Source organism: Streptomyces sp. NPDC001532, from assembly GCF_040298625.1.
Lineage (GTDB): Bacteria > Actinomycetota > Actinomycetes > Streptomycetales > Streptomycetaceae > Streptomyces.
Genome location: NZ_JBEPAL010000024.1, coordinates 72098 through 95804, shown reverse-complemented (window position 1 = coordinate 95804; position 23707 = coordinate 72098). Strand labels below are relative to the sequence as shown.

The following is a 23707-nucleotide window of genomic DNA, read 5'->3' as shown; positions in this document are numbered from 1 at the left end:
TCAGCCGGGCTCGCCGCACTCGTACAGCGGCAGCGTCCCGAGATCGGCGTCGGTGCGGTTGCCGTTCATGTCCTTCGCCGTGGCGTAGAGGTGCAGCGGCACCGTCTCCAGGGCCTTCGGGCCCGTCCGGTACGCCGGGATGTCGAACCGCGCGGTGTCGCCGTCGGCGATCCAGTCACTGCTCTCGTACGTCCCGTCGGTGGGGTGCTCGATGTACAGCGTCAGGCGGAGGATGCCCGAGGGGTCGGACGCCGACAGCCACACGCTGTAGGTGGTGGGCGTGCCGTCCGGACCGCACGTCTGCATCAGCGAACCGTGGGTGTCGACCACCTCCTGCCCGACCGCGTCGGCACTGAGGCCGGTGAGGGAGACGCTGGGGCCGGTGGTGTCCGGGGGCGGTTCCACGACCCCGCCGTTGCCGGTGCCTTCGTTGGTGTTGCCTTCGTTGGTGTTGCCCTCGTTGGTGTTGCCCTCGTTGGTGTTGCCCTCGCTCGTGCCGCCGTCGCTGGTGCCCTCGTTGGTGTTCCCCTCGCTCGTGTTGCCCTCGCTGGTGCCTTGGCTGGTGTTGCCCTCGCTGGTGCCGCCTCCGTTCCCGCCGCCTCCGTCGGAGCCCCCGCCGTTCGTGCCACCCCTGGAGCTGCCCCCGTTGCCGCCGCCGTTCGCGCCGCCCCCGTCGGTGCCGCCGCCCGGTGTGCCCGGTTCGGCGGTGGCGCCGATACCGGGCAGGGTCCCGAAGTCGGGCAGCGCGATGTCCGCTCCGCTCTTGTCGATGACGGTGAGGGCGACGATCGAGGCCAGCGCACCGGCCCCGAGCGTCGTCGCCGCGCGGCCCAGCGCTCGCCGCGGTCGCCGGCGCACCTGCCGTCGCCGCGGTCGCTGCGGTCGGGCGAGCCGGGGGGCCGACGGGGGCGCGTCCCGGCGCGCGGTCCGAGCGTCGCTCCGAGAGGTTTCGCGGCGCGCCTCCCCCGGATCGTTCTCCGGGCGCCGTGCGTCGCAGACGGTGCGCACCCGGTCGTACAGCTCGGGCGACGGCGCGAGCAGCGCCACGGGCAGCTTGCGCAGGTGCCGCAGATTCTCCTGGTCGGTCCCGCAGACGCCGCAGGTCCGCAGGTGGGCCGTCCCGTCCTCCAGCGATGCCGGGGTGAGCCGGGCATCGTCACCGCCCTCGGGGACGCCGAGGAGGTCGCGCAGTTCCTGGCACGCCGGCCTCCGCCGGACCAGGTGCAGCAGGAGCACCGCGTCCTCCACGCGCTTGCGCGCCCTGGTGCGCCGCTGGAAGTACACGGGGGTGCTGATGCCGAGGGCCCGGGCCTGCTCCGCGTTGGTCCATCCCGACTCCTCGCCGAGGACGGTCAGCCTCATCACCCGCTGTTCCGCCTCGGTGAGGGCCCGCAGGACGCTGTTCCACTGGTGCAGGGCCTCCCGGTACTCCGCCTCCTCCTGGGTCCGGGAGTCGCGCAGGTGCTCGTGCTGCTCGTCCGTCAGCCGGGGCTTCAGCCGCCGGACCTCGGACACCGCCGCCCGTTCGACGACGGTCTTCAGCCATCCCCTGAGGTTACGGATCGGCTTCCGGTACTCCGCCAGCGCGAGGAAGGTCTCGACGACCGCGTCCTCGGCGTCCTCCCGGTGGCCGTTCAGCTTTTGCAAGGCCAGGTTGAACAGCAGTGAGCCGTGCTGTTCCCACAGCCGTCGTCCGGCCTCCGCGTCTCCCTCGCGGAACCGTTCGACGAGTTCCCTGTCGTCCATCGCCACCACTTCTCGCCTCTCCGCACGCCCGGCGGGCCCGTTGCCCGCGGTCTTCGACGTGCTCTCAGCGATCCAGTCGCGCGAGGAGGTCAAGATCTTCCGCGGCGCGGCACATCTCCTCACGGAACGGCCGGAGACCGGCCGCCACCGAAGCCTCCGCGCGGTCAACCGTGCCCGGCGGACGGGGAGTTGACTCCGGCGCGAGTCCTCACCGGCCCCCTCGTCGGCGTACCCCAGCGCACGAGGCGGGAGCGCGTGCGCCCCCGGAGGGCCGAGGCGGAGGGCGGCGGATTCCCGGAGCCGGGCCGGCACCCCTCGGGCCACGATCGTCCTGCCGGTACGGTCAGGGCATGGATGCCAGTGGCCGGCCGACCCTCGACGAGATCGAGGATGTCTTCGTCGAGCTGGCCGCGGGCCGGTTGCCTCGGGACGAGGCCGACCGCTGGGCGGCGAGGTGGGTGACCGAGGACGGGATCGACTGGGACGACCTGTCCTGGTGGGCGCTGGACCGCCTCCACGGAATCGATCTCCCCGCGGGCGTGAGCGGCGGCCACCTGCACGACGACGCACAGGTACGGGCATGGCTCGCCGAGCTGAGGAGACGCCGAGGCGGAACGCGGCCGCCGGCGGACAGTCTCCCGACCTCCGGTACGCCGGACACGACCTAGGTCTCAGGGCCGAGCGAGCCGTCCGCCCGGCGGCGGAGGTGCGGGGAGCGGCACCGCCGGTACCGTCCCCGCATGAAGATCACTCAGCCTCCCCGCACCCCCGAGCAGCGCAAGCAGGACGTCCTGGCCCGGCTGGAGCGGGAGGAGGACGTCTGGGTGGCGTCCGCGGCGGCCGACGGGACGCCCTGGCTGGTCGCTCTCTGGTTCCTGTGGGACGGGGAGGCGGTGTGGCTGGCGACGCGGACGACCAATCCGACCGGACGCAATCTGCGCGACGGGCTGCGCGCCCGGCTGGCGCTCGGCGACACCCAGGACGTGGTGCTGATCGACGGCGAGGCGGAGGTCCTCACCCGCGACGAGGTACCGGCGGCGACCGCGCGGGCGTACATCGCCAAGTACGGCTGGGATCCGGGCGCGGACAGCCCTTCGTACGCCTGGTTCCGGGTGCGTCCGCTGGCCGTGCAGGCCATGCACGGGGTGCACGAGATGCCGGGGCGGTACCTGATGCGGGACGGCGTGTGGGTCGTCTGAACACACTCGTCTCAACACACCGGGGTCCCGTCGGCATTCGTCCCGGCGACGTTCTTTGATCGCACGGTAGTTACCTGAGAGTAATCCCCGGTGGTTTGATGTGCGGCGCCACTCAGCCCCTTCCTCCACAGGGAGATCCAGTGACGCTCTTCGCCACGCGCCGCACCACCGGCGCAGCCGTGCTCGTCCTCGCCCTCGCCGGCGCGGGGCTCGCGGGCACGGCGCCCGCCGCCGGCGCCGCCGAGCAGGTGCCGCAGGTGCGGGTCCTGTCGTACAACGTGTTCCTTTTCAGCAGGAGCCTGTATCCGAACTGGGGGCAGGACCATCGCGCGGCGGAGATCGCGAAGGCGTCCTTCTTCCAGGGCAACGACGTGGTGGTGCTTCAGGAGGCCTTCGACAACTCCTCCTCGGACGCGCTGAAGCGGGCCGCCTCGACCGCCTACCCGTACCAGACGCCGGTGGTCGGGCGGAGCAAGGACGGCTGGGACGCGACGGGCGGTGCCTACTCGGCGACGACGCCTGAGGACGGCGGTGTCACCGTGCTCAGCAAGTGGCCGGTCCTGCGCAAGGAGCAGTACGTCTACCGGGACGCCTGCGGGTCCGACTGGTGGTCCGCCAAGGGCTTCGCCTACGTGGTGCTGAACGTGTCCGGCGCCCGCGTGCACATCGTGGGCACCCACGCCCAGTCGACGGACCCCGGCTGCGACGCGGGCGAGGCCGCGGCGATGCGCAGCCGCCAGTTCAAGGCGATCGACGCGTTCCTTGACGCCAAGAACATCCCGGCGGCCGAGCAGGTCCTGGTCGCCGGTGATCTGAACGTGGACTCGCGCGGCGCCGAGTACGACTCGATGCTCGCCGACGGCAGCCTGGTGGGCCCGCAGGCCCGTACCGGGCATCCGTACTCCTTCGACACCGAGGAGAACTCCATCGCCCGTGACCGCTACCCGGACGACCCGCGCGAGGACCTGGACCACGTCCTGTACCGCGCCGGCCACGCCCGGCCGGCGGTGTGGAAGAACGACGTGGTGAAGGAGACCTCGGCGCCCTGGACGGTGTCGAGCTGGGGCACCGCGTACACGTACACCAACCTGTCGGACCACTACCCCGTGATCGGTCACGCGGGCTGAGCCGACTCCTTCCGGCGGGCGTCGAGGCGGGCCAGTTCGGCGTCGGTGAGGCGCAGCGCGCCCGCCGCCACGTTCTCGGCGAGGTGGGCGGGATCGCCGGTGCCGGGAATGGCGAGGACGTGCGGGCCCTGGTGCAGCGTCCAGGCGATCCGGACCTGCGCGGGGCTGGCGCCGTGGGCGCGGGCGACGGCCGGCACCTCCTCGTCCTGGGCCGCGGGCGCGCCCCGCTCTCCGCCCTGACCGGCGACGGCGTAGAACGGCACGAAGGCGATGCCCTGTTCGCCGCAGCGGCGCAGCAGTTCGTCGGAAGCCGGGTCCGGGGCGTCGAGCCCGTACCGGTTCTGCACGCTCACCACCGGTGCGATGGCCTGCGCCTCGGCCAGGTGCCGGGGCTCGACGGCGGACAGGCCCAGGTGCCGGACGAGGCCGGCGTCGCGCAGCTCGGCCAGCGCCCCGAAGTGCTCGGCTATCGACTCCTGCCGCATCCGCCGCAGGTAGACCAGGTCGAGGTGGTCGCGGCCGAGCTGGCGCAGGTTCTCCTCGACCTGTCCGCGCAGCCGGTCGGGGCTCGCCGCGGTGCCCCAGGTTCCGTCGAACTCGCGGTGCGGGCCGACCTTGGTGGCGATCAGCAGGTCGTCGGAGTACGGCGCCAGCGCGCTGTTGATCAGTTCGTTGGCGGAGCGCAGGGCGGAGAAGTAGAAGGCGGCCGTGTCGATGTGACGGACCCCGAGGTCGACGGCCCGGCGCAGGACGGCGATCGACCCGGCGCGGTCGCGGGGCGTGCCGAGGTGGAAGGCGGCGGTGCCGGTGAGCCGCATCGCGCCGAAGCCGACGCGACCGACGGAGAGGTGGCCGAGGGTCCAGGTGCCCGCGGCGTCCGCGGTGATCGTTTCGGAGGTCATCGAAGGAGTCTCGCACGCTCCACGCGCCTGTCCGACCGGGTCGCGCGGGGTCGGCGCGGCCCCGTTCCCGGGGTCGTGTGCGGGCGGCGCGACCGGGGAACTCGGGGGCACATGGTCGGTGACACGGACGACGACATCGCGGTGCGACGACGCGGCACGAGCGGGCACCGGGCTTCCGAGCACACCGCCGACATCCGCGTCGAGGCGTGGGGTGCCGACCGGGAGAGCTGCTTGCTGGAGGCGGTCCGGGGCATGGTCGAGTGCTTCGCGGACGTGTCCGGGGTGCGGCCCTCCTCGGTGGCGCACGTACGGCTGCCCGAGGAGGGCGACGAGGAGCTGCTGGCGGCTCTGCTCGACGAGGTGGTGTACCGCATGGAGGTGCGCGGCGAGATCCCGGTCGATGTGGCGGCCGGGGTCCGCGAGGACGCGCTGGACGTGCGGTTCGCGATGGCCGAGCTGGGGCGGGTGGAGATCACCGGGGCGGTGCCGAAGGCGGTGGCCTGGCACGAGCTGCGCATCCGGCCGGACGCGTACGGATGGTCGTGCGCGGTGACCATCGACGTATGACAAGGGACGTCCGACAGGCGACGTCTCACCGACGTCTCATGGACGCCGTACGACGTGCGGACGGCGGCCGGTTCCGGCCGGGTGCGGCGCGCGTCAGCCCTTGACCACTCCCAGCGGCACCAGCCGTGCCACCGTCCGGCACAGCCCCGCGCCCTCGCTCGCGGCCACCACCGCGCCGACGTCCTTGTACGCCTCCGGTGTCTCCTCGGACAGGCCGCGCCACGAGCGGGGCCGCACGGCGATGCCGGCGCGTTCCAGGCGGGCCCGCAGCTCTCTGCCGGTGACCGTGCGGGCGGCCTCGTGGCGGCTCATCCGGCGGCCGGCCCCGTGGCAGGTGGAGGCGAAGGCGTCGCCGCCGGGGACGCCGGCGAGGACGTAGGAGGCGGTGCCCATGGTGCCGGGGATCAGCACGGGCTGCCCGGCCTCGCGCAGGTCGGCGGGGAGGTCGGGGTGGCCGGGCGGGAAGGCGCGGGTGGCGCCCTTGCGGTGCACGCACAGCGGGCGGCGGCGGCCGTCGACCTCGTGGGTCTCCAGCTTGGCGAGGTTGTGGGAGACGTCGTACACCAGGGAGAGGTGGACGCCCGCGGCCCGGCGGAAGATCCGGCGGGCGGCGTGGGAGAGCAGCTGCCTGTTGGCGCGGCCGTAGTTGGCGGCGGCGGCCATCGCGCCCAGGTAGGCGCGTCCCTCGGGCGAGTCGACGGGGGTGCAGGCCAGCTGCCGGTCGGGCACGGTGATGCGGTAGCGGGCCATGGCGCGGTCCATCGCGCGGACGTGGTCGGTGCAGATCTGGTGGCCGAGCCCGCGCGAACCGCAGTGGATCATCACGCAGACCTGTCCTGCGGCGATGCCGAAGGCCGCGGCGGCGGCCTCGTCGTAGACCTCGGCGACCTCCTGCACCTCCAGGAAGTGGTTGGCGGAGCCAAGGCTGCCGACCTGGCCGAGGCCGCGCTCGCGCGCCCGTTCGCCGACCTCGCGCACGTCGGCGTCGGAGACCGCGCCGCCGTCCTCGCAGCGGAGCAGGTCGCGTTCCTCGCCGTAGCCCTGCCGTACGGCGTACCGGGCGCCGCCCTCGAGGATGTGCTCCAGTTCGCCAGAGCCGGCGGGGTGCCAGACGCCGCCGGGTCCGGCGCCGCGCGGGATGGCCCGGTCCAGGCCGTCCATGACGGCGCCGAGGGCGGGTGCCAGTGCGGCGCGGTCGCAGTCGGCGGCCAGCAGCCGCACTCCGCACGAGATGTCGAAGCCGACTCCGCCGGGTGAGATCACGCCGCCCTCGTCGACGGCGGTCGCGGCGACGCCGCCGATGGGGAAGCCGTAGCCCCAGTGGATGTCGGGCATGGCGTACGAGGCGGAGACGATGCCGGGCAGGGTGGCCACGTTGGCGACCTGCCGCAGGGACTGTTCGGCGTCGGCGAGCAGGTCGCGGGAGGCGAAGACCACGCCGGGCACCCGCATGGCGCCGTGCCGGTCGAGGCGGAAGCGGTGCGGGGTTTCCTCGACGAGTTCCATGGGTTCCCTCGCGGTCTGCGGCGCCGGGGGCGCCGGGTCAGGTCCGCCGTCCGGCGCGGAGGAAGCGGCGCAGTCGGGTGAGCGGCCAGGTGTTGATCACGTCGTCCGGGGTGAGCCAGCCGCGCTGGGCGGTGCCGACGCCGTAGCGCATGTTGGCGAGGTGGGGGACGGCGTGGGCGTCGCTGTCGACGGCGAACTTCACACCGTGCCGCCTGGCCCGCAGGATGTCCTCGTCGCGCAGGTCGAGCCGGTCGGGGTGGGCGTTGATCTCCAGGGCGGTGCCGGTGCGGGCGCAGGCGGCGAAGACCGCGTCGAGGTCGGCGTCGATGCCGGGCCGCCTGCCGATGACGCGGGTGGTGGGGTGGCCGATGATGTGGACGTACGGGTTCTCGCAGGCCCGGACGATCCGGTGGGTCAGTGCCTGGCGGTCCTGGTGGAAGTGGGAGTGCACGGAGGCCACGCACAGGTCGAAGCCGGCCAGGAACTCCGCCGGCCAGTCGACCTCGCCGTCGGGGCCGATGTTCAGCTCCGCGCCGTGCAGCAGCCGCATTCCGCCGCGCCCGCCGTGGGCCGCCCGCCCTCCTTGCCTGCCGTGGGCGTCGAGTTCCCTCAGGCGTGCGCGCTGGGCGAGCATCCGTTCGTCGGTCATGCGCTGCATGGCCATGTCGGGGCCGTGGTCGGTGACGGCGTAGTAGGCGTAGCCGCGCGCGGCGGCCGCGGCGACCATGTCCTCGAGCGGGGCGAGGCCGTCGGTGAGGTCGGTGTGGGTGTGCAGGTCGCCGCGGATGTCCGCCTCGGTGATCAGCTCGGGCAGTTCGCCGCGCTGCCCGGCCTCGATCTCGCCGCGGTCCTCGCGCAGGGTGGGCGGGATCCACGGCAGGCCGAGCCGGGCGTAGACGTCCTCCTCCGTCTCGGAGACGATCCGTTCGCCGCTCTCGGCGTCGAAGAGGCCGTACTCGGAGAGTTTGAGGCCCTGCCGGACGGCGAGCTCGCGGGTGCGGATGTTGTGGGCCTTGGACCCGGTGAAGTACTGAAGGGCCGCTCCCCAGGAGTCCGGCGGGACGACCCGCAGGTCGACGGCGAGGCCCCGGGTGGTGCGCACCGACGTCTTGGTCCGGCCGCGGGCGACGGTCTCGGTGACGTCGGGCAGTTCGGTGAACGCGCGCATGATTGGCGCCGAGTCCTCGGCGGCGACCAGCACGTCGATGTCGCGGATCGTCTCGCGGACCCGGCGCAGCGAGCCGGCGTAGGCGCAGCGGCGGCAGCCGTCGGCCTGGGACAGTGCCTCGACGACCGTCTCGGCGGCGTCCATGGCGACGTCCACGAGGACCCGGCCGCCGGCGGACCGGAGCAGGTCGACGCCGTGCAGGATGTTCTCCTCGGTCTTCGGCCCGAAGCCCTTCAGGTCACGCAGGCGTTCGGCGTGGACGGCGTCGACGAGCTCGTCGACCGAGGCGACGCCCAGTTCCTCGTGGAGCAGGTGGGCTTTCTTCGGGCCGAGCGTGGGGATCGCCGTGAGGCGCCGGACGCCCGCGGGGATCTTCGCCCGCAGTTCCTCGACGGCGGTCACCCGGCCGGTGCGGAAGTACTCGGCGACCTTCTCGGCGACCGACCTGCCGACGCCGGGGATCTCCTGGAGCCCTTTGACGTCCAGGCCGGAGACATCGCTGTGGTGGCCGCCGATCGCGCGGGCGGCCTTCTCGTAGGCGCGTGCCTTGAACGCGTCTCCTCCGGTGATCGAGATCAGGTCCGCGTACTCGGAGAAGAGCGCGGCGACCTCGTCGTTGGAACGAGCCACTCCTCCAGGGTAGGCACGGGCCGCTCCGGGCGCGGCCGGGCGTTCCCGCCGGTTCAGCCGAGCGGCTTCTCCAGCAGCGCCTTGCGGTGGCTGAAGGTGTCGAGGGACCAGCGGCCGTGGTAGTTGCCCATGCCGCTCTCCCCGACCCCGCCGAACGGCAGGTCGGAGACGGTCAGATGGGCGAGCGGAAGGCCGTAGCCGAGGCCGCCGGAGGAGGTCTCGGCGGCGATGCGGCGCCGGGTGTCGTCGGACTCGGTGAAGACGTACAGGGCGAGGGGCTTGTCGCGGTCGTTGACGAAGCCGATCGCCTCGTCCAGGCCGGGCACGGTGACGATCGGCAGGATCGGCCCGAAGATCTCCTCCCGCATCACGGGCGAGGCGGGGTCGACGTCGGCGAGGACGGTGGGCGCGAGGTACTTGGCGGTGCGGTCGCTCTCGCCACCGACCACGACGCGGCCGGAGCCGAGCAGCCCGGTGAGCCGGTCGAAGTGGCGTTCGTTGACGATGCGGCCGAACTCGGTGGAGGTCGCCGGGTCGGTGCCGAACAGGGCTTCGACGGCCCGGACCAGCGCGGGTTCGAGGGCCGCGGCGGTCGCCGGGTCGGTCAGGACGTAGTCGGGGGCGACGCAGGTCTGGCCGGCGTTCAGGAACTTGCCGCGGACCAGCCGGTCGGCGACGACGCCGAGGTCGGTGTCGCGGTCGACGAACGCCGGGGACTTGCCGCCGAGCTCCAGGGTGACCGGGGTGAGGTGCTCGGCGGCGGCGCGCATGACGATCCGGCCGACGGTGCCGTTGCCGGTGTAGAAGATGTGGTCGAAGCGCTCGGCGAGCAGAGCGGTGGTCTCCGGGACGCCGCCCTCGACGACGGCCACGGCGTCGGTGTCGAGGTGGGCGGGGAGCAGCCGGGCCAGGGCGGCGGAGGTGGCGGGGGCCAGCTCGCTGGGCTTGGCGACCACGGCGTTGCCGGCGGCGAGGGCGCCGATCACGGGGGTGAGCAGCAGCTGGACCGGATAGTTCCAGGGGGCGATCACCAGGACGACGCCGAGCGGGTCGTACTGCGTCCAGGCCCGGGCGTCGGCGCCGAGGTGGGCGGGGACCGGGGCGGGTTCGGGGCGCAGCCAGTCGGCGAGGTGGGTGAGGGTGTGGTCGATCTCGCGGACCGTGAAGTCGATCTCGGTGCGGTAGGCCTCGGTGGTGCTCTTGCCGAGGTCGGCGTGGAGGGCGGCGGCCAGATCGGGGCCGTTCTGCGTGAGCATGTCCCGCAGCCTGCGCAGCTGGTCGGTGCGCCACTCGACGGGCTTGGTGCGGCCACCGCGGAAGGTCTCCCGCAGGCGGGCGACGGTGGCGGCGGGCTGCTCGGGGGCGGGGTGGTTCACGGTGCCTCACTGGGGTGGGAGGGCGGGCCGGGCGGGCCCGGGCGGGTGGTGCGCCGGTGGTTCGGGTGTCTCGGCACACAAGCCGGCCGACGACTCGATGTGTATGCCAACCTTTCATGCACCAAAATACATTCCCGCGGGCGCGGGCCCGCCGTGCGACGCTCAGGTCCCGGCCAGGAGCTCGGCGCGCAGCCGGGTGAGGGTGCGGCTCAGCAGCCGGGAGACCTGCATCTGGGAGACGCCCAGCTCCCGGCCGATCTGCTGCTGGGTCATCTCATGGGTGAAGCGCAGCGCCAGGATCCTGCGGTCGCGCGCCGGCAGCGCGGCGATCAGCGGCTTCAGCGAGAGCAGGTCGTCGGTGCGGGCGAGCGCGGGGTCCTCCGCCCCGAGGCGGTCGGCGTAGCCGTCCGAGCCGTCGTCGTCCGGCCTCGGGGCGTCCAGCGACAGGGCGTCGTAGCCGTCCGCCGCCCGCTGGGCGTCACGGATCTCGCTCTCGCCGAGGCCGGTCCGGCGGGCGAGTTCCTGCGTGGTCGGCGGGCGGCCCCGCGTCTGCTCGAAGGCCTCCGCCGCCGCCCGGAGCGTCAGCCGGCGGTCCTGGAGGCGGCGGGGGACGTGCACGGCCCAGGTGGTGTCCCGGTAGAACCGCTTGATCTCGCCGCTGATGGTGGGCAGCGCGAAGGCGGCGAACTCCGTGCCCAGCGAGGGGTCGAACCGGTTGATGGCCTTGATCAGGCCGATGGTCCCCACCTGGACGACGTCCTCGTGGAGCTCCTGCCGGGTCGGCATGCGGCGCACCGCGTGCCGGACGATCCAGAGGTTGAGCTCCACGAGGCGGTTGCGCACGGCGGCGCGCTCCGCGCTGCCCTGCGGCAGCGCGCCGAGCCGTAGGAAGAGCGGCCGGGACCGGTCCCTGGCCTCGGCCGGGGTCAGCGCTTCGGTCGGTGCGGGCACCGTTGCCTCCTCGGTCAGGGCGTCGGCTCGGCGGCCGTCGCGGGCCGCTCTCGCCTCTGTTTCCGTCCCGACCGCGCCGCCGGATGCGCACCTCAGCGCGGAGCTTCGCCCGCCGGTGCGCCGTCGTCGCCGTCCCGGGTGCGGGAGAGGCGTCCGGGCCACCACGCGCGCGGCCCGATGTCCCGGACCAGGGCGGGCACCAGCAGGGAGCGGACCACGAGCGTGTCGAGCAGCACGCCGAAGGCGACGATGAAGGCGATCTGCGCCAGGAACGCCAGCGGGATCACCCCGAGCGCGGCGAAGGTCGCCGCGAGCACCACTCCGGCGGAGGTGATCACCCCGCCGGTGCTCACCAGACCGCGCAGCACACCCCGGCGGACGCCGTGCCGCAGGGACTCCTCGCGGACCCGGTCCATCAGGAAGATGTTGTAGTCGACGCCGAGGGCGACCAGGAAGACGAACCCGTACAGCGGTACGGACGGGTCGGTGCCGTCGAAGCCGAACACGTGGCGGAAGACCAGCGACGAGACGCCGAGCGTGGCGAGGAAGTTGAGGGCCACCGTCGCGACCAGCAGAGCCGGCATCAGCAGCGAGCGGAGCAGCAGCGTGAGGATGACGAAGATGATCGCCAGCACCACGGGCACGATGAGCGAGCGGTCCCGCTCGGCGGTCCGCAGGGTGTCGTACTGCTGCGCGGTGTAGCCGCCGACCTTGGCGTCGGCGCCGGGCACGGCGTGCAGGGCGGTGCGCAGCCGGGCGACGGTGTCCTTGGCGGCGTCGCTGTCGGCGGCGGCGCGCAGGGTGACGTCGACGCGGACGCGGCCGTCGACGACGAGGGGGTCGCCGCCGGGGCGGCCGCTCTCGGTGACGCCGGCGGCCGCGGCGACACCCTCGGTGGCCTTGGCCGCGGTGAGGACCTGGGGCAGCCGGTCGGCGTCCGCGACGACCACGGTGGGGTTGCCTGAGCCACCGGGGAAGTGGCGGCCGAGGGTGGCCTGCGCGGCGACGGAGGGCGCGTCGTTCACGAAGGTCTCGTCGAGCGGTACGCCCCTGGAGGTGAGGGTGGGCGCGAACGCGGCGCAGGCCAGCAGGGCCGCGAGCGACACCGCCCAGACCCGGCGCGGCGCCCGGTCGACCAGGCCGGCGATCCGCTGCCAGATGCCGGTGCCGCCGCTCGGGTCCTGGGCGGGGCGCGGCTTGGCGGGCCAGTAGGCGGCCCTGCCGAGCAGGACCAGCACGGCGGGCAGGAAGGTCAGCGAGCTGACGACGGCGCAGACGATGCCGATGGCACCGACCGGGCCGAGCGCCCGGTTGTTGGTCAGGTCGCTGAGCAGCAGCGCCAGCAGGCCGAGGGCGACGGTGGCGGCGCTGGCCACGACGGCGCCCCAGGACCGCCGCAGGGCGGCGACGACGGCCGCGTAGCGGTCGGTGCGGGCGGCGAGTTCCTCGCGGTAGCGGGCGGTGACCAGGAGGGCGTAGTCGGTGGCCGCGCCGATGACGAGGATGGAGAGGATGCCCTGCACCTGGCCGTCGACGCGCAGCACGTCGCGGTCGGCGAGCGCGTAGACGACCGCGCAGGCCAGGCCGAGCGCGAACACCGAGCCCAGGATGATCACCAGGGGCAGCAGCAGGCTGCGGTAGACCAGCAGCAGGATGACGAGGACGGTGATCAGCGCGACGCCGAGCAGCAGGCCGTCGATGCCGGCGAAGGCGTCGGAGAGGTCCGCCTGGCTCGCGGCGGGCCCGGCCAGCTGGACCGTGGTGCCGGGCACGCGTTCGGCGGCGGCCCTTATCCGTTCCAGCGCGTCGGGCAGGCCGTCGCCGAGGTCGGGCCGCAGCTGGACGACGCCTTGGAGGGCCTTGGCGTCCTCGGAGGGCACGGCCGGGGAGACCTGGCCTACGACGCCGGGCGTGCCGGCGAGGCCGGCGAGGGCGCGGCCGGCCTCGGCACGCCGGTCCGTCACGCTCCCGTCCTCGGCGTCGGTCCACACGACGATCGCGGGCAGCGTCTCCTCCTGGCGGAAGGCCCGCTGCTCGTCGATGACCTCGGTGGACTCGGCGCTGCGCGGAAGGAAGGCGGCCTGGTCGTTGGTCGCGACCTCGCCGAGCCGTCCGGCGAAGGGTCCGAGAGTGGCGCCGATGCCCAGCCAGACGGCGAGCAGCAGCAGCGGGACGAGCACACGGGCTCGTCGGGGGCTAGGGGACATCGTTCTCCAGCTCCGCGGGGGTGTGAGGGGGTGGTCGAGTGATGACTCAGCGAAAAAGACTCAACGGAAAAGAATCTCAATCATTGAAGTATCTGTCGGCTCGGCGATCCTAAAGGACGCCCACTCTTCCGTCGTCGACCGGCCCCCGGATGCGGAAGCCGGCCCTCGTTCTCTGGAAGCGGGTTCCCGGCTATGGCGGAGGCGGACCATGGGGTGCGGCGAGAGCCGCCTCGGGCACCGGGGTCGCGGGGGGCGCCTCGGACGCCGGGGGCCGCGGGGGCCGGCCTCGGACACCGGGGATCGCGGGGGCCGGCCTCGGAGGCCGGGGATCGCGGGGGCCGGGCTCGGAGGCCGGGGATCGCGGGGGCCGCCGCCTCGGACGTCGGGGGCCGCGGGGGCCGCCGCCTCCGACATCCAGGTGTGCAAGAGCCGCCCAGAACCCCGGTACGGCGGCAGCCCCCTCAGGACCCCTGGCAAGGCGGCAGCCCCCTCAGGACCCCTAGTAAGGCGGGAGCCTCCTCAGGCCCCCTGTTGAGGCGGGAGCCGCGTCACGCCCCCGGGTGCGGCTTGAGGCCGCCCAGTTGCTCGTTCATCGCCGCGAGGAAGCGCAGCACGACGACCAGCTCGTCGGTGCTGAACTGATCGGTGGCGGCCCGCGTCGCCTCCGCCAGCGGACGGAAGTAGAGCCGCGCGGCCGGGCGGGCGTCGGCCGCGTAGCGCAGGTGCACCACCCGGCGGTCGGCGCTCTCCCGGACCCGCCGGATGTGCCCGGCGCGCTCCAGCCGGTCCACGCAGGCCGTGACCGCGCCGGAGGTCAGCCCCAGGTGCTCGCGCAACCGCCCCGGAGTCATCGGTTCCTCCGCGTCCAGGATCGCGGCGAGGGCGTGGACGTCCGTGGCGTGCAGACCGTGGTCACCGGCGAAGCCCTGCATCAGCCGGTTGAGCTCACCGTTGAGCCTTCGCAGGTGCACGGCGAAGGACGGCAGGTCGGGCACGGCGCCCACGGGGGGTTCCGTCCGCCGTGCGGGCTGTTCCCGGTCGTCTGCTGTGGCCACGCGAGCAGCCTATAGAACCCCGCCCCGGCCTGGGGAAACCGGTGCCGGGGACGGGCCGGGCGCCCACCGGGGCCGGCCGGGGGCACAGACGGCCGACCCGCCACCCGGGCGTCACCGCATCCGGAACCGCGCCGTTGGTGGAAGTCATCTGAGAAACCCGCGCGCACGAAGACCCGCGGGCCAGTGCGCAGGACACGAAAGGGATCCGAGCCGATGAACGGTGACGCGACGGCAGGAGAGGGCCCACGCGCCCTGGTGACCGGCGCGAGCGGCTACATCGGCGGCCGGCTGGTCCCGGAGCTGCTCGCGGCCGGACTCCGGGTGCGCTGTCTGGCCCGCTCCCCCGACAAACTGCGGGACCACCCCTGGGCGGGCGAGGCGGAGATCGTCCGCGGCGACGTCACCGACGACGCGTCGGTCGCCGCCGCGCTGCGGGACGTGGACGTCGCCTACTACCTGGTGCACGCCCTGGGCACGGGCAAGGACTTCGAGGACACCGACCGGCGGGCCGCACGGATCTTCGCCCGGCAGGCGCGCGCCGCGGGCGTGCGGCGCATCGTCTACCTGGGCGGCCTCACCCCGGCGGGCGTCCCCGAGCGGGAGCTCTCACCGCATCTGCGCTCCCGCGCCGAGGTCGGCCGCATCCTGCTGGACTCCGGCGTCCCCACCACCGTGCTGCGGGCCGCGGTGATCCTCGGCTCGGGCTCGGCCTCCTTCGAGATGCTGCGCTACCTCACCGAGCGGCTGCCCGTGATGGTCACCCCGAGCTGGGTGCACACCCGCATCCAGCCGGTCGCCGTACGGGACGTGCTGCGCGCCCTGGTCGGCAGCGCGGACATGCCCCCGGAGGTGAACCGGACCTTCGACCTCGGCGGCCCGGAGGTGCTGACCTACCGCGACATGATGCTGCGGTACGCGCAGGTCGCCGGCCTGCCGCGGCGCTTCGTCGTCCCGGTGCCGGTGCTGACGCCCGGACTGTCGAGCCACTGGGTCGGTCTGGTCACCCCGGTGCCCGCGTCGATCGCCCGCCCGCTCGCCGAGTCGCTGCGCCACGAGGTCGTCTGCCACGAACACGACATCGCGCGCTACGTCCCGGACCCGCCCGGGCATCCGCTCGGCTTCGACGAGGCGGTACGGCTGGCGCTGCAACGCGTGAAGAACGCCCAGGTCACCACCCGCTGGACCAATGCCTCGCTCCCCGGCGCACCCAGCGACCCGCTGCCCACCGACCCCAACTGGGCGGGCGGCAGCCTCTACACCGACGAGCGGGAGATCACCATGGACGCCTCCTCCGAGGCGCTGTGGCAGGTCATCGAGGGCATCGGCGGCGACAACGGCTGGTACTCCTTCCCGGTCGCCTGGGCGCTGCGCGGCTGGCTGGACCGGCTCGTCGGCGGCGTGGGCCTGCGGCGCGGGCGCCGGGACGCGCAGCGGCTGCGGGCCGGTGACTCGCTGGACTTCTGGCGGGTGGAGGAGATCGACCGCGGGCGGCTGCTGCGGCTGCGTGCCGAGATGCGGCTGCCGGGCCTGGCCTGGCTGGAGATGTACTGCGAGACCGACCCGTCCGGCCGCACCCGGTACCGGCAGCGCGCGCTGTTCCATCCGCACGGGCTGCTCGGCCAGGCGTACTGGTGGGGCGTGTCGCCGTTCCACGCCGTGGTGTTCGGCGGGATGGCCCGCAACATCGCGCGGGCCGCCGCCGCCCAGCCGTCCACCGCCGCGCAACCGGCCCCCGCAGGCCGCCCGCGCTCGGGCGCCCGCTGACCCTGAACCCCAGGCGCCGCCGACCCTCCGCGCCCGCTGCCCCGACACCCCCTCGCCCGCCCCCCTGCCCCTCGCCCGCCTCCCCCGCCCCTCGCCCCCTCTCCCCCTCTCCCCGTCCGTCGCCTCGGAGCCCTCACATGAACGTCTCGGTCGTCCTGTTCACCTGCGATCTGCGGCTGCACGACCATCCGCCGCTGCGCGCCGCCTTGGACGACGCCCGTGAGGTGGTCCCGCTGTTCGTACGCGACCGGTCCGTGTCCGCCGCCGGGTTCGACGCGCCGAACCGGCTGGCGTTCCTCGCGGACTGCCTGCGCGACCTCGACGCGGGGCTGCGCGAACGGGGCGGACGGCTCGTCGTGCGCTCGGGCGACGTGGTGGAGGAGGTCTGCCGGGTGGCCGCCGAGACCGACGCCGACGAGGTCCATCTGGCGGCCGACGTCAGCGCGTTCGCGCACCGCCGCGAGGAGCGGCTGCGCCGGGCACTGGAGGCGGAGGGGCGCCGGCTGCACGTCCACGACACGGTGAGCTGGGCGGTCACCCCGGGCACGCTGACCCCGTCCACCTCCGACCACTTCGCGGTGTTCACGCCGTACTTCCGGCACTGGTCGCAGTACCGGCTGCGCGAAGCGCTCGCCGCGCCGCGGGTGGTGCGGGTCCCCGACGGCATCGCGTCGGAGGACCTGCCCACGCGTGAGGAGGTGGCCGGGCGGTCGGAGGGGCTGGCCGCCGGCGGCGAGAAGGAGGGCAGGCAGCGGCTCACGGCCTGGCTGCGCTCCGGCCTCGCCGCGTACACCGACAGCCAGGACGACCTGGCGGGCGACTCCACCTCGCGCCTCTCCCCGCACCTGCACTTCGGCACCCTCTCCCCCGTCGAGCTGGTCCACCGGGCCCGCCGGACCGGCGGTGCGGGCGCCGAGGCGTTCGTACGGCAGCTCGCCTGGCGGGACTTCCACCGCCAGGTGCTGGCCGCCCGCCCGACAGCGTCGGCCGACGACTACCGCACCAAGCACGACCGCTGGCGCACCGAACGCACCGCGCACGGCGACATCGAGGCATGGCGCGAGGGCCTGACCGGCTACCCCATCGTCGACGCGGCGATGCGCCAGCTGCGCCACGAGGGCTGGATGCACAACCGGGGACGCCTGCTGACGGCGAGTTTCCTGACCAAGACGCTGTACGTCGACTGGCGCATCGGCGCCCGCCACTTCCTGGACCTGCTGGTGGACGGCGACCTCGCCAACAACCAGCTCAACTGGCAGTGGATGGCCGGCACCGGCACCGACACCCGGCCGAACCGGGTGCTCAACCCCGTCATCCAGGCGAAGCGGTACGACCCGGACGGCACGTACGTCCGCCGCTGGGTGCCGGAACTGCGGGAGGTGACGGGCCCGGCGGTGCACGAACCGTGGAAACTGGGCCGCGAACGCGCCTCGATCGACTACCCGGACCCGATCATCGACCTCGCCGAGGGCCTGTCCCGCTTCAAGCGGGCACGGGAGCGGGACTGAGGGACAGGGCAGCACAGCCGACGACCGAGAGGGCACCGCGGCACACCGCTGCGACAGCCCTCAGCGCTCAACCCTCAACCCTCAGCCCGGCGCGACAGCATGCGCCCCGTACGCCCCCGCCAGCATGTCCAACGCATCCGCCAGGCACGTCGGCCGCAGCATGCCGCGTGCCGAGCGGCCGGCCCAGCCGGGGCCGCCCAGGACCATCAGCGGCTGCCGGCGAGCGCCCTGTACGCCCCACCGGGTCTCCGCGACGTGCCGGGCCAGCGGCAGGCTCGCGGTGGAGCGGGCCTGGGCCCACAGCACGACGGCCGCCGGGCCGATCCGTCGCACCGCCGCGGCCAGCGCCTCCGCCGGGACGGCCGCGCCGAACATCCTGGCCGGCAGGCCCCGTTCGCTCAGTCCGGCGTTCAGCGCCTCCAGCGGCAGGGTGTGCTGCTCACCGGGGACGCAGGCCAGCAGCACCGGCCCGGCGACGGCCCCGTACCGCGGCAGCGGTGGCCGGGTGCAGCGGCGCAGGGTGGTGGACACGTGCCAGGACAGCAGGTGCTCGACCTCGACGTACCGGTCGCCGGACGACGCCCACTTGCGCCCCACGGCGTGCAGCGTCGGCACCATCACCTCCTGCCAGGCGACGGTGAGTCCGTGCTCCGCCACCGCCGCGGCCAGCTGCTCCTCGACCGCCGGCGCGTCCAGCCGCACCGCGGCGCGGGCGAGACCCCGGCACTCCTGGCGCACGTCCCCGAGAGGAAGGGATCCGGCCGCTCGCGACCGGCCCGGCTGGTCCACCTCGGGCAAGTGGTCCGGCGCGGTGCCGCGCGCCCGGTGACGGCTCGGCTCGTCCACCGGGGCGAAGTGCTCCGGCGCGAAACCGCCCACCGGGCGACCGCCGTTCCCGGGCTGGACGGAAGGCGTGACGCCGCCCTGCCGCACGGCGCGGGCCGCCTCCCCCGGCGGCACGCCCGCCGACGTCAGCCGGCACATGGTCTCCAGCATCGCCACGTCCGCGGGCGACCAGCGGCGGTGCCGGCCGTCGACACGGGCAGCGGGGCCGATGCCGTATCTGCGGTCCCAGGAGCGCAGGGTCGTGGGCGACACCCCGAGGCGGCGTGCCACCGCCCCCGTGGTCAGGCCCGTCTCGCCGGGCGGCGGAGCCGCCGCGGGAACGGGTCGCCGCTGTTCGTTCTGCCCGGGGTCGCCCATGCGCCGACTATACGACGCACAAACGATGCGATTTGAGGCGTGCACGGGGCGGCTCGGACGATGGCGGCACCGGGGCGCGCCCCGGCAGACGTTCCGGAATCCGCCCTGGTGGCAGGCGTCCCGCAGCGCCGGCGCCGGGCGGCTCGCGCCCAGGTGAGGAGTCGCCGAGATGAGCCCGGTCGACGAGGCGGAGCCGCCGGCCGGCTCGGCGGCTGACGACGAGGCGGAGCTGGCCCGTGGGCTGGCCGCGGGGGACGCGGCGAGCCTCGCCGTCGCCTACCGCCGGTGGTCGCCGCTGGTGCACGCGTTGGCCTGGCGCTCGCTCGGGGACGCCAAGGAGGCGGAGGACGTCACCCAGCAGGTCTTCCTCGGGGTGTGGCGCGGGCGCCGCACCTATCGGCCGGAGCGCGGCACGGTCGCCGGGTGGATCGTCGGGATCACCCGCCGCAGGATCGCCGACGCGCTGTCCGCGCGGACCCGCCGCCTCGATCTGCTCGCCTCGGCGGGCTCGGCGCTGCTGCTCGCGGACCCCGGCGCCGAACGCCCCGAGGCCGCGCTGGACCGGGTGCTCGTCCGGCACGAGCTGTCCCGGCTCCCGGCGCCGCAGCAGCGGGTGCTGCGGCTGGCGTTCTACGAGGATCTGACCCAGGTCGAGATCGCCGAGCGCACCGGCTGGCCGCTGGGCACGGTCAAGAGCCACGCCCGGCGCGGCCTGCACCGCCTGCGCGACTGCCTCCAGCAGGAACAGGGCCACTGACTCGGGGTGAGAGACCCTCCCTTCCGAACCCGGCCGATCCGGCGCGTCCGGGTGCATCCGTACGGCCCGCACCGGCGGAAGTGAGTCACACGGCGCCGGACGACCGGCCGCCGTGACCGGGGAGCCGGGCACTGCTCCCCGCGCGCCCCCGGGGAGGGTCGGTGCTCCCCGGGGGCGACCGCCCGCGGCCGGGGACGGCAACGCCGGAGCAGGCGCCCCGGAACCCAACGCCGGAGCCAACGCCGGAGCCACCGCCCCAGAACCCACCGCCCCGAAACCCACCGTCCGGGAACGCACCGCCCCGGAACAATGACCGCATGACCACCACACCGCACCCGCTCGTCGCCCGTGCCCGCCGGCTCGCCGAGGACCTGCTCGTGCCGCACGCCGAACGCGTCGACCAGGAGGGCGGCGTGCCCGCGAGCCACCTGGCCGCCGTACGGGAGTCCGGGGTGCTCGGGGTGAGCGCGCCGCCGGAGTACGGCGGGGCGGGCGCGCCGGACGGGGTGGCCCGGGAGATCCAGGAGGTGCTGGCCGGGGCGTGCGGCTCGACCTGGTTCGTCCAGACCCAGCACCACACGCCGGTGCGGATGCTGGCCCGCTCCGAGCTGCCGGTGAGGGAGCGGCTGCTGCGCCCGCTGGCGACCGGCGAGTTGCTGGCGGGCATCGCGTACGCCCATGTCCGCGCCTTCCCGCGGGTCCCGGTGCGGGCGGCGGCCGAGCGGGGCGGCTGGCGGTTCGACGGGCGGGTGCCCTGGTACACCGGCTGGGGCCTGAACGACGTGATGCTGCTCGCGGGCGTCACCGACGCTGCCGAGGTGGTGTTCGCGTTCACCGAGGCCCGCGAGCAGCCGGGGCTGGTCGCCTCCGCGCCGATGCGGCTCGCCGCGCTGACGGCCGCGCGGACGGTGGCCCTGGAGCTGGACGGCCTGTGGGTGCCCGAGGAGGCGGTGGTGCTGCGCACGCCGCAGGAGCGGTTCGCCCGCACCGATGTGCCACGCAGCACCAACACCTCTCCGGCCGTCTTCGGTGTGGCGTACGCGGCGCTGCGGCTGCTGGACGGCGCGCCCGGCACCGAGGAGACGGCGGCCGCGCTGCGCGCCCGGCTCGACGAGGTGCGCCGGCAAGCGTACGCACTCGCCGACCATCCCGTACCGCACGAGCGGATCGAGGAGCGGCTGGCGCTGCGGACCCTGGCGTACGACCTGATGCGCGCGGTGACGACCGCGGCGGTGGTGGCCGGGGGCGGCCGGACGATGGGGCTGGACTCCCCGGCGCAGCGGCTGGCGCGCGAGGCGATGTTCCTGCTGGTACAGGGCCAGACGGCACCGGTCCGGGAGGCGCATCTCGCCGCGCTCGGCGGGACCGCCGAACCGGACACTGCCGCACACCCCTGACCTCTACACATAAGGGTGAAATAAGAGCAGAATGGACATAAGCGGCGCTCACCGCATGCCGCGTCAGACGCGGTCGGGCCTGAGAGTCAAAGGAGACGCATCATGGCCAATGTCTCGCCCACCCGAGGTGACATGACCAGCCACCCGGACGCACCGGAAATGCGGGAGCGGTACGCCCGCGTGCTCGGCGGTCGCGATGTGGCGCTCGTGGACGGACCGGTGTTCCTGCTGGGTCTGTACTGCGCCGTGTCCCCGTGGATCGTCCACTACACGACCAGCCAGCCCGCCCTCGTTCCGCACAATCTGATCATCGGCATCGCGATCGGCATGCTGGCCCTCGGCTTCACTCGGGCTCCGGAACGCATGTACGGCCTGAGCTGGGCCTGCTGCGCGCTGGGCGCCTGGATGATCATCGCGCCCTGGATCGTCGGCGACAATCCGGACGCGGGCGTCGTGTGGAACAACATCATCATCGGCGTCCTCGCCCTCGCACTGGGAATGGTCTGCGCCGGCACGGCGGCGAAGGCCTCTCCCAGGCGCTAGCGACAGTCCGGACCGACGACACGTCAAGACCGACAAGGAGAAACGGTGAGGCCGGCCCGCGCGGACCGGCCTCACCCATGCCCGGCCCCACCCGTCCACGGGCCCTGTTGATCAATGCGGCACCGAAGCGGACTGGTCCGGCATCCACGGGGCACACGCACGGCAGCGAGGGATTCTTCACAACTCCCTCAACGAATTCTCGAAGAGGTCGGAAGAAGCCGTAGGACGGCACTCGGCGGAAGGGGTCGGCATGGAGATCTCGGGCATCATCAGTGCCCTTGTCATCGGTATCGTGATCGGCGTTCTGGGACGGCTCGTGATACCCGGCCGTCAGCGCATCGGCATCCTGTGGACCATCCTGGTCGGCATCGTGGCCGCGCTGATCGGTTCGGCGCTCGCCTCGGCCATGGGCGTGGGCGACACGGACGGCGTCGACTGGGTCGAATGGCTCATCCAGATCGCCCTGGCCGCCCTGGGCGTGGCCGCGCTCGACCGGTCCAAGGTGGGCGCGCGGCACTGACGGACAGCGGCGGGTCGAAGGCGGAGCGCAGCACGGCGAGCCCTGCGGGGCGAACCGGCGGACGGATGTCCGGCCGGTGCCGGGCCGGCGCTCCGCCTTCGCCGTGCCCGGCGACGGTCCGTCGGCCGCCCTTCGCCATGCCCGGCGCGGGGGCGCGTAGGCTGGCGTCGGCGAAGATCACGACGCGAAAGAGGAGGCCGCGATGGCCGTGCGGGACGCCGAACTGCCGTACCTGCGGCGCTGCGTGGAACTGGCGGAGCAGGCGCTGGAGGCCGGTGACGAGCCGTTCGGTTCGGTGCTGGTCGGCGCGGACGGCACGGTGCTCGCCGAGGACCACAACCGGGTGGCGTCCGGCGACCGCACCCGGCACCCGGAGTTCGAACTGGCCCGCTGGTCGGCCGCGCATCTGTCGCCCGAGGAGCGGGCGGCGGCCACCGTGTACACCTCCGGCGAGCACTGCCCGATGTGCGCGGCCGCGCACGCCTGGGTGGGCCTCGGCCGGATCGTGTACGTCGCGTCCTCGCAGCAGCTCGCCGACTGGCTCGGCGAACTCGGCGTCCCCGCTCCCCCGGTGCGCACCCTGCCGATCGACGAGGTCGCGCCCGGCGTGCCCGTGGACGGCCCGGTGCCCGAACTGACAGACGCGGTGAAGCGGTTGCACCAGCGCTTCCACAACCGCTGAGCACTGCCGCCGGTCACAGCCGCGGAGCGCGGCCACTGGGCACGGCCGGGACCGATCGGCCTAACCGAACCGCTCCAGCAGCGCGTCCAGCCCGTCCACCAGGAACCCCGGTCCGCCCGGCTCGGCCATCGCGAGGGCCGTGGCGCGCAGGTGGGGCAGTTCGCGGGCCGGGATGCGGTGCAGGCCGATCCGGAACGCGGGATCGGGCTCCTCGGGGGCGTCGTCCATGGCGCGCAGTTCCACCAGCAGCGAGCCGAGCAGCCAGGCGGTGAACGCCCGGTGCAGTCCGACCGCCTGACGCTCACTCAGCCCCGCCTCGGCGAGCAGCGCGAGGATCCGCTCGTCGCTGCGCAGTACGGCCGCCGGACGACGGGCGAGCGGCGTCGACAGCAGCCGGGTGGCGAGCAGCGGCACCACATGGGGATGCCGCAGCGCCACCCGGTGCGTGGTGAGCGCGATGCGCCGCAGCTCCGCCCGCCAGTCGGCGGCCTGCCCCGATTCCACCCGCCGATCCAGGGCCTCCGCCGCCTCCACCTCCCGATCCGGGGCCCGCGCCGGCCCCACCTCCCGGTCCGGGGCCCGCGCCGGCTCCGCCCGCCGCCCCGACGCCGGGGACCGCTCCGGCTCCTCGCCCAGATCCTGCTCGAGCTCGCGGCAGAAGGCCTCCACCAGCCCGTCGAGCAACGCGTCCTTACCGGAGGCGTAGCGGTAGAGCGCCATCGCCTCGACGCCCAGTTCCGCGCCGAGCCGGCGCATGCTCAGCCCGGACAGTCCGTCCCGGTCGACGATCTCCAGCGCGGAGGCCAGCACCCGCTCTCGGCTCAGCCTGCCGTAGCGGCCGCGGTCACTGGCCCGGCGCCCCGGACCGCCGGTCCGCCCCGCCGACCCCTCAGCCATCG

21 protein-coding genes are annotated in these 23707 nt (G+C 74.1%); 11 read left to right on the top strand and 10 right to left on the bottom strand.

Features of this window, described 5'->3' with window-relative positions; translation table 11 throughout:
* A complete protein-coding gene (locus ABT232_RS22370; RefSeq protein WP_351842558.1) occupies positions 1-1746 on the bottom strand; it encodes an RNA polymerase sigma factor in 1746 nt (581 codons plus the stop codon).
* Between the two features lie 350 nt (positions 1747-2096).
* Here ABT232_RS22370 and ABT232_RS22365 point away from each other — a divergent pair, with 350 nt between their 5' ends.
* The 3 genes from ABT232_RS22365 to sph all read left to right on the top strand — a co-directional run bounded on the left by ABT232_RS22365 (position 2097) and on the right by sph (position 4072).
* Positions 2097-2414 (top strand): hypothetical protein, encoded by a 318-nt coding sequence (locus tag ABT232_RS22365; protein WP_351842556.1) that lies wholly within the window; start codon positions 2097-2099, stop codon positions 2412-2414.
* A 72-nt stretch (positions 2415-2486) separates the two neighbouring features.
* Entirely contained in the window at positions 2487-2945 is a 459-nt protein-coding gene (locus ABT232_RS22360) for a pyridoxamine 5'-phosphate oxidase family protein (protein WP_351842554.1), read from the top strand.
* 98 nt (positions 2946-3043) lie between these two features.
* Positions 3044-4072, top strand: a complete 1029-nt coding sequence (gene sph / locus ABT232_RS22355; protein WP_351842552.1) for a sphingomyelin phosphodiesterase — start codon at positions 3044-3046, stop codon at positions 4070-4072.
* Here sph and ABT232_RS22350 read toward each other — a convergent pair.
* Complete coding sequence (locus tag ABT232_RS22350) at positions 4060-4974, bottom strand: aldo/keto reductase (protein ID WP_351842550.1); 915 nt, start codon at positions 4972-4974, stop codon at positions 4060-4062. The genes sph and ABT232_RS22350 overlap by 13 nt on opposite strands.
* Positions 4975-5085: 111 nt before the next feature.
* On the opposite strand from ABT232_RS22350, the gene ABT232_RS22345 reads away from it, so the two are divergent.
* The gene (locus ABT232_RS22345; protein WP_351842548.1) at positions 5086-5541 is read left to right on the top strand and encodes an archease; all 456 of its coding nucleotides are present in this window, start codon (positions 5086-5088) and stop codon (positions 5539-5541) included.
* A gap of 93 nt (positions 5542-5634) precedes the next feature.
* Here the strand turns inward: ABT232_RS22345 and ABT232_RS22340 are convergent, their stop codons facing one another.
* The 6 genes from ABT232_RS22340 to ABT232_RS22315 all read right to left on the bottom strand — a co-directional run bounded on the left by ABT232_RS22340 (position 5635) and on the right by ABT232_RS22315 (position 14434).
* On the bottom strand, positions 5635-7047 hold the full coding sequence (locus ABT232_RS22340; RefSeq protein ID WP_351842546.1) for an RtcB family protein: 1413 nt from the start codon (positions 7045-7047) through the stop codon (positions 5635-5637).
* Positions 7048-7084: 37 nt separating this feature from the next.
* Positions 7085-8845 (bottom strand): DNA polymerase/3'-5' exonuclease PolX, encoded by a 1761-nt coding sequence (gene polX / locus ABT232_RS22335; protein ID WP_351842544.1) that lies wholly within the window; start codon positions 8843-8845, stop codon positions 7085-7087.
* A 53-nt stretch (positions 8846-8898) separates the two neighbouring features.
* The gene (locus tag ABT232_RS22330; protein WP_351842542.1) at positions 8899-10221 is read right to left on the bottom strand and encodes an aldehyde dehydrogenase family protein; all 1323 of its coding nucleotides are present in this window, start codon (positions 10219-10221) and stop codon (positions 8899-8901) included.
* 162 nt (positions 10222-10383) lie between these two features.
* Entirely contained in the window at positions 10384-11172 is a 789-nt protein-coding gene (locus tag ABT232_RS22325; RefSeq protein ID WP_351842540.1) for a SigB/SigF/SigG family RNA polymerase sigma factor, read from the bottom strand.
* A 92-nt stretch (positions 11173-11264) separates the two neighbouring features.
* Positions 11265-13379, bottom strand: a complete 2115-nt coding sequence (locus tag ABT232_RS22320; protein WP_351842538.1) for an MMPL family transporter — start codon at positions 13377-13379, stop codon at positions 11265-11267.
* Between the two features lie 548 nt (positions 13380-13927).
* On the bottom strand, positions 13928-14434 hold the full coding sequence (locus ABT232_RS22315; protein ID WP_450871672.1) for a MarR family winged helix-turn-helix transcriptional regulator: 507 nt from the start codon (positions 14432-14434) through the stop codon (positions 13928-13930).
* 213 nt (positions 14435-14647) lie between these two features.
* On the opposite strand from ABT232_RS22315, the gene ABT232_RS22310 reads away from it, so the two are divergent.
* Together ABT232_RS22310 and ABT232_RS22305 are read left to right on the top strand one after the other, a co-directional pair.
* Positions 14648-16198 carry an SDR family oxidoreductase gene (locus ABT232_RS22310; protein ID WP_351842536.1) on the top strand — a complete coding sequence of 517 codons (1551 nt, stop codon included), beginning with the start codon at positions 14648-14650 and terminating at the stop codon, positions 16196-16198.
* Between the two features lie 137 nt (positions 16199-16335).
* A complete protein-coding gene (locus ABT232_RS22305) occupies positions 16336-17706 on the top strand; it encodes a cryptochrome/photolyase family protein (protein WP_351842534.1) in 1371 nt (456 codons plus the stop codon).
* Between the two features lie 81 nt (positions 17707-17787).
* Here ABT232_RS22305 and ABT232_RS22300 read toward each other — a convergent pair whose 3' ends face one another.
* On the bottom strand, positions 17788-18909 hold the full coding sequence (locus ABT232_RS22300) for a MerR family transcriptional regulator (protein WP_351842532.1): 1122 nt from the start codon (positions 18907-18909) through the stop codon (positions 17788-17790).
* 169 nt (positions 18910-19078) lie between these two features.
* Between ABT232_RS22300 and ABT232_RS22295 the strand changes: the two genes are divergently transcribed.
* The 5 genes from ABT232_RS22295 (at position 19079) to ABT232_RS22275 (ending at position 22808) form a co-directional block, all read left to right on the top strand.
* Positions 19079-19666 carry a sigma-70 family RNA polymerase sigma factor gene (locus ABT232_RS22295; protein ID WP_351842530.1) on the top strand — a complete coding sequence of 196 codons (588 nt, stop codon included), beginning with the start codon at positions 19079-19081 and terminating at the stop codon, positions 19664-19666.
* Between the two features lie 317 nt (positions 19667-19983).
* Positions 19984-21063 (top strand): acyl-CoA dehydrogenase family protein, encoded by a 1080-nt coding sequence (locus ABT232_RS22290; RefSeq protein WP_351842528.1) that lies wholly within the window; start codon positions 19984-19986, stop codon positions 21061-21063.
* Between the two features lie 102 nt (positions 21064-21165).
* Positions 21166-21606 carry an SPW repeat protein gene (locus ABT232_RS22285; protein WP_351842526.1) on the top strand — a complete coding sequence of 147 codons (441 nt, stop codon included), beginning with the start codon at positions 21166-21168 and terminating at the stop codon, positions 21604-21606.
* 250 nt (positions 21607-21856) lie between these two features.
* Entirely contained in the window at positions 21857-22126 is a 270-nt protein-coding gene (locus tag ABT232_RS22280; RefSeq protein WP_351842524.1) for a GlsB/YeaQ/YmgE family stress response membrane protein, read from the top strand.
* 202 nt (positions 22127-22328) lie between these two features.
* On the top strand, positions 22329-22808 hold the full coding sequence (locus ABT232_RS22275; RefSeq protein ID WP_351842522.1) for a nucleoside deaminase: 480 nt from the start codon (positions 22329-22331) through the stop codon (positions 22806-22808).
* A gap of 60 nt (positions 22809-22868) precedes the next feature.
* Here ABT232_RS22275 and ABT232_RS22270 read toward each other — a convergent pair whose 3' ends face one another.
* Positions 22869-23705 carry a TetR/AcrR family transcriptional regulator C-terminal domain-containing protein gene (locus ABT232_RS22270; RefSeq protein ID WP_351842520.1) on the bottom strand — a complete coding sequence of 279 codons (837 nt, stop codon included), beginning with the start codon at positions 23703-23705 and terminating at the stop codon, positions 22869-22871.
* Between the last annotated feature and the right edge of the window lie 2 nt (positions 23706-23707).

Bases quoted from the DNA above. Each gene is read 5' to 3' on its own strand.
- ABT232_RS22370 (WP_351842558.1), bottom strand. From the start codon at position 1,746: ATGGACGACAGGGAACTCGTCGAACGGTTCCGCGAGGGAGACGCGGAG.
- ABT232_RS22365 (WP_351842556.1), top strand. From the start codon at position 2,097: ATGGATGCCAGTGGCCGGCCGACCCTCGACGAGATCGAGGATGTCTTC.
- ABT232_RS22360 (WP_351842554.1), top strand. From the start codon at position 2,487: ATGAAGATCACTCAGCCTCCCCGCACCCCCGAGCAGCGCAAGCAGGAC.
- sph (WP_351842552.1), top strand. From the start codon at position 3,044: ATGTGCGGCGCCACTCAGCCCCTTCCTCCACAGGGAGATCCAGTGACG.
- ABT232_RS22350 (WP_351842550.1), bottom strand. From the start codon at position 4,974: ATGACCTCCGAAACGATCACCGCGGACGCCGCGGGCACCTGGACCCTC.
- ABT232_RS22345 (WP_351842548.1), top strand. From the start codon at position 5,086: ATGGTCGGTGACACGGACGACGACATCGCGGTGCGACGACGCGGCACG.
- ABT232_RS22340 (WP_351842546.1), bottom strand. From the start codon at position 7,047: ATGGAACTCGTCGAGGAAACCCCGCACCGCTTCCGCCTCGACCGGCAC.
- ABT232_RS22320 (WP_351842538.1), bottom strand. From the start codon at position 13,379: ATGTCCCCTAGCCCCCGACGAGCCCGTGTGCTCGTCCCGCTGCTGCTG.
- ABT232_RS22310 (WP_351842536.1), top strand. From the start codon at position 14,648: ATGAACGGTGACGCGACGGCAGGAGAGGGCCCACGCGCCCTGGTGACC.
- ABT232_RS22305 (WP_351842534.1), top strand. From the start codon at position 16,336: ATGAACGTCTCGGTCGTCCTGTTCACCTGCGATCTGCGGCTGCACGAC.
- ABT232_RS22300 (WP_351842532.1), bottom strand. From the start codon at position 18,909: ATGGGCGACCCCGGGCAGAACGAACAGCGGCGACCCGTTCCCGCGGCG.
- ABT232_RS22295 (WP_351842530.1), top strand. From the start codon at position 19,079: ATGAGCCCGGTCGACGAGGCGGAGCCGCCGGCCGGCTCGGCGGCTGAC.
- ABT232_RS22290 (WP_351842528.1), top strand. From the start codon at position 19,984: ATGACCACCACACCGCACCCGCTCGTCGCCCGTGCCCGCCGGCTCGCC.
- ABT232_RS22285 (WP_351842526.1), top strand. From the start codon at position 21,166: ATGGCCAATGTCTCGCCCACCCGAGGTGACATGACCAGCCACCCGGAC.
- ABT232_RS22280 (WP_351842524.1), top strand. From the start codon at position 21,857: ATGGAGATCTCGGGCATCATCAGTGCCCTTGTCATCGGTATCGTGATC.
- ABT232_RS22275 (WP_351842522.1), top strand. From the start codon at position 22,329: ATGGCCGTGCGGGACGCCGAACTGCCGTACCTGCGGCGCTGCGTGGAA.
- ABT232_RS22270 (WP_351842520.1), bottom strand. From the start codon at position 23,705: ATGGCTGAGGGGTCGGCGGGGCGGACCGGCGGTCCGGGGCGCCGGGCC.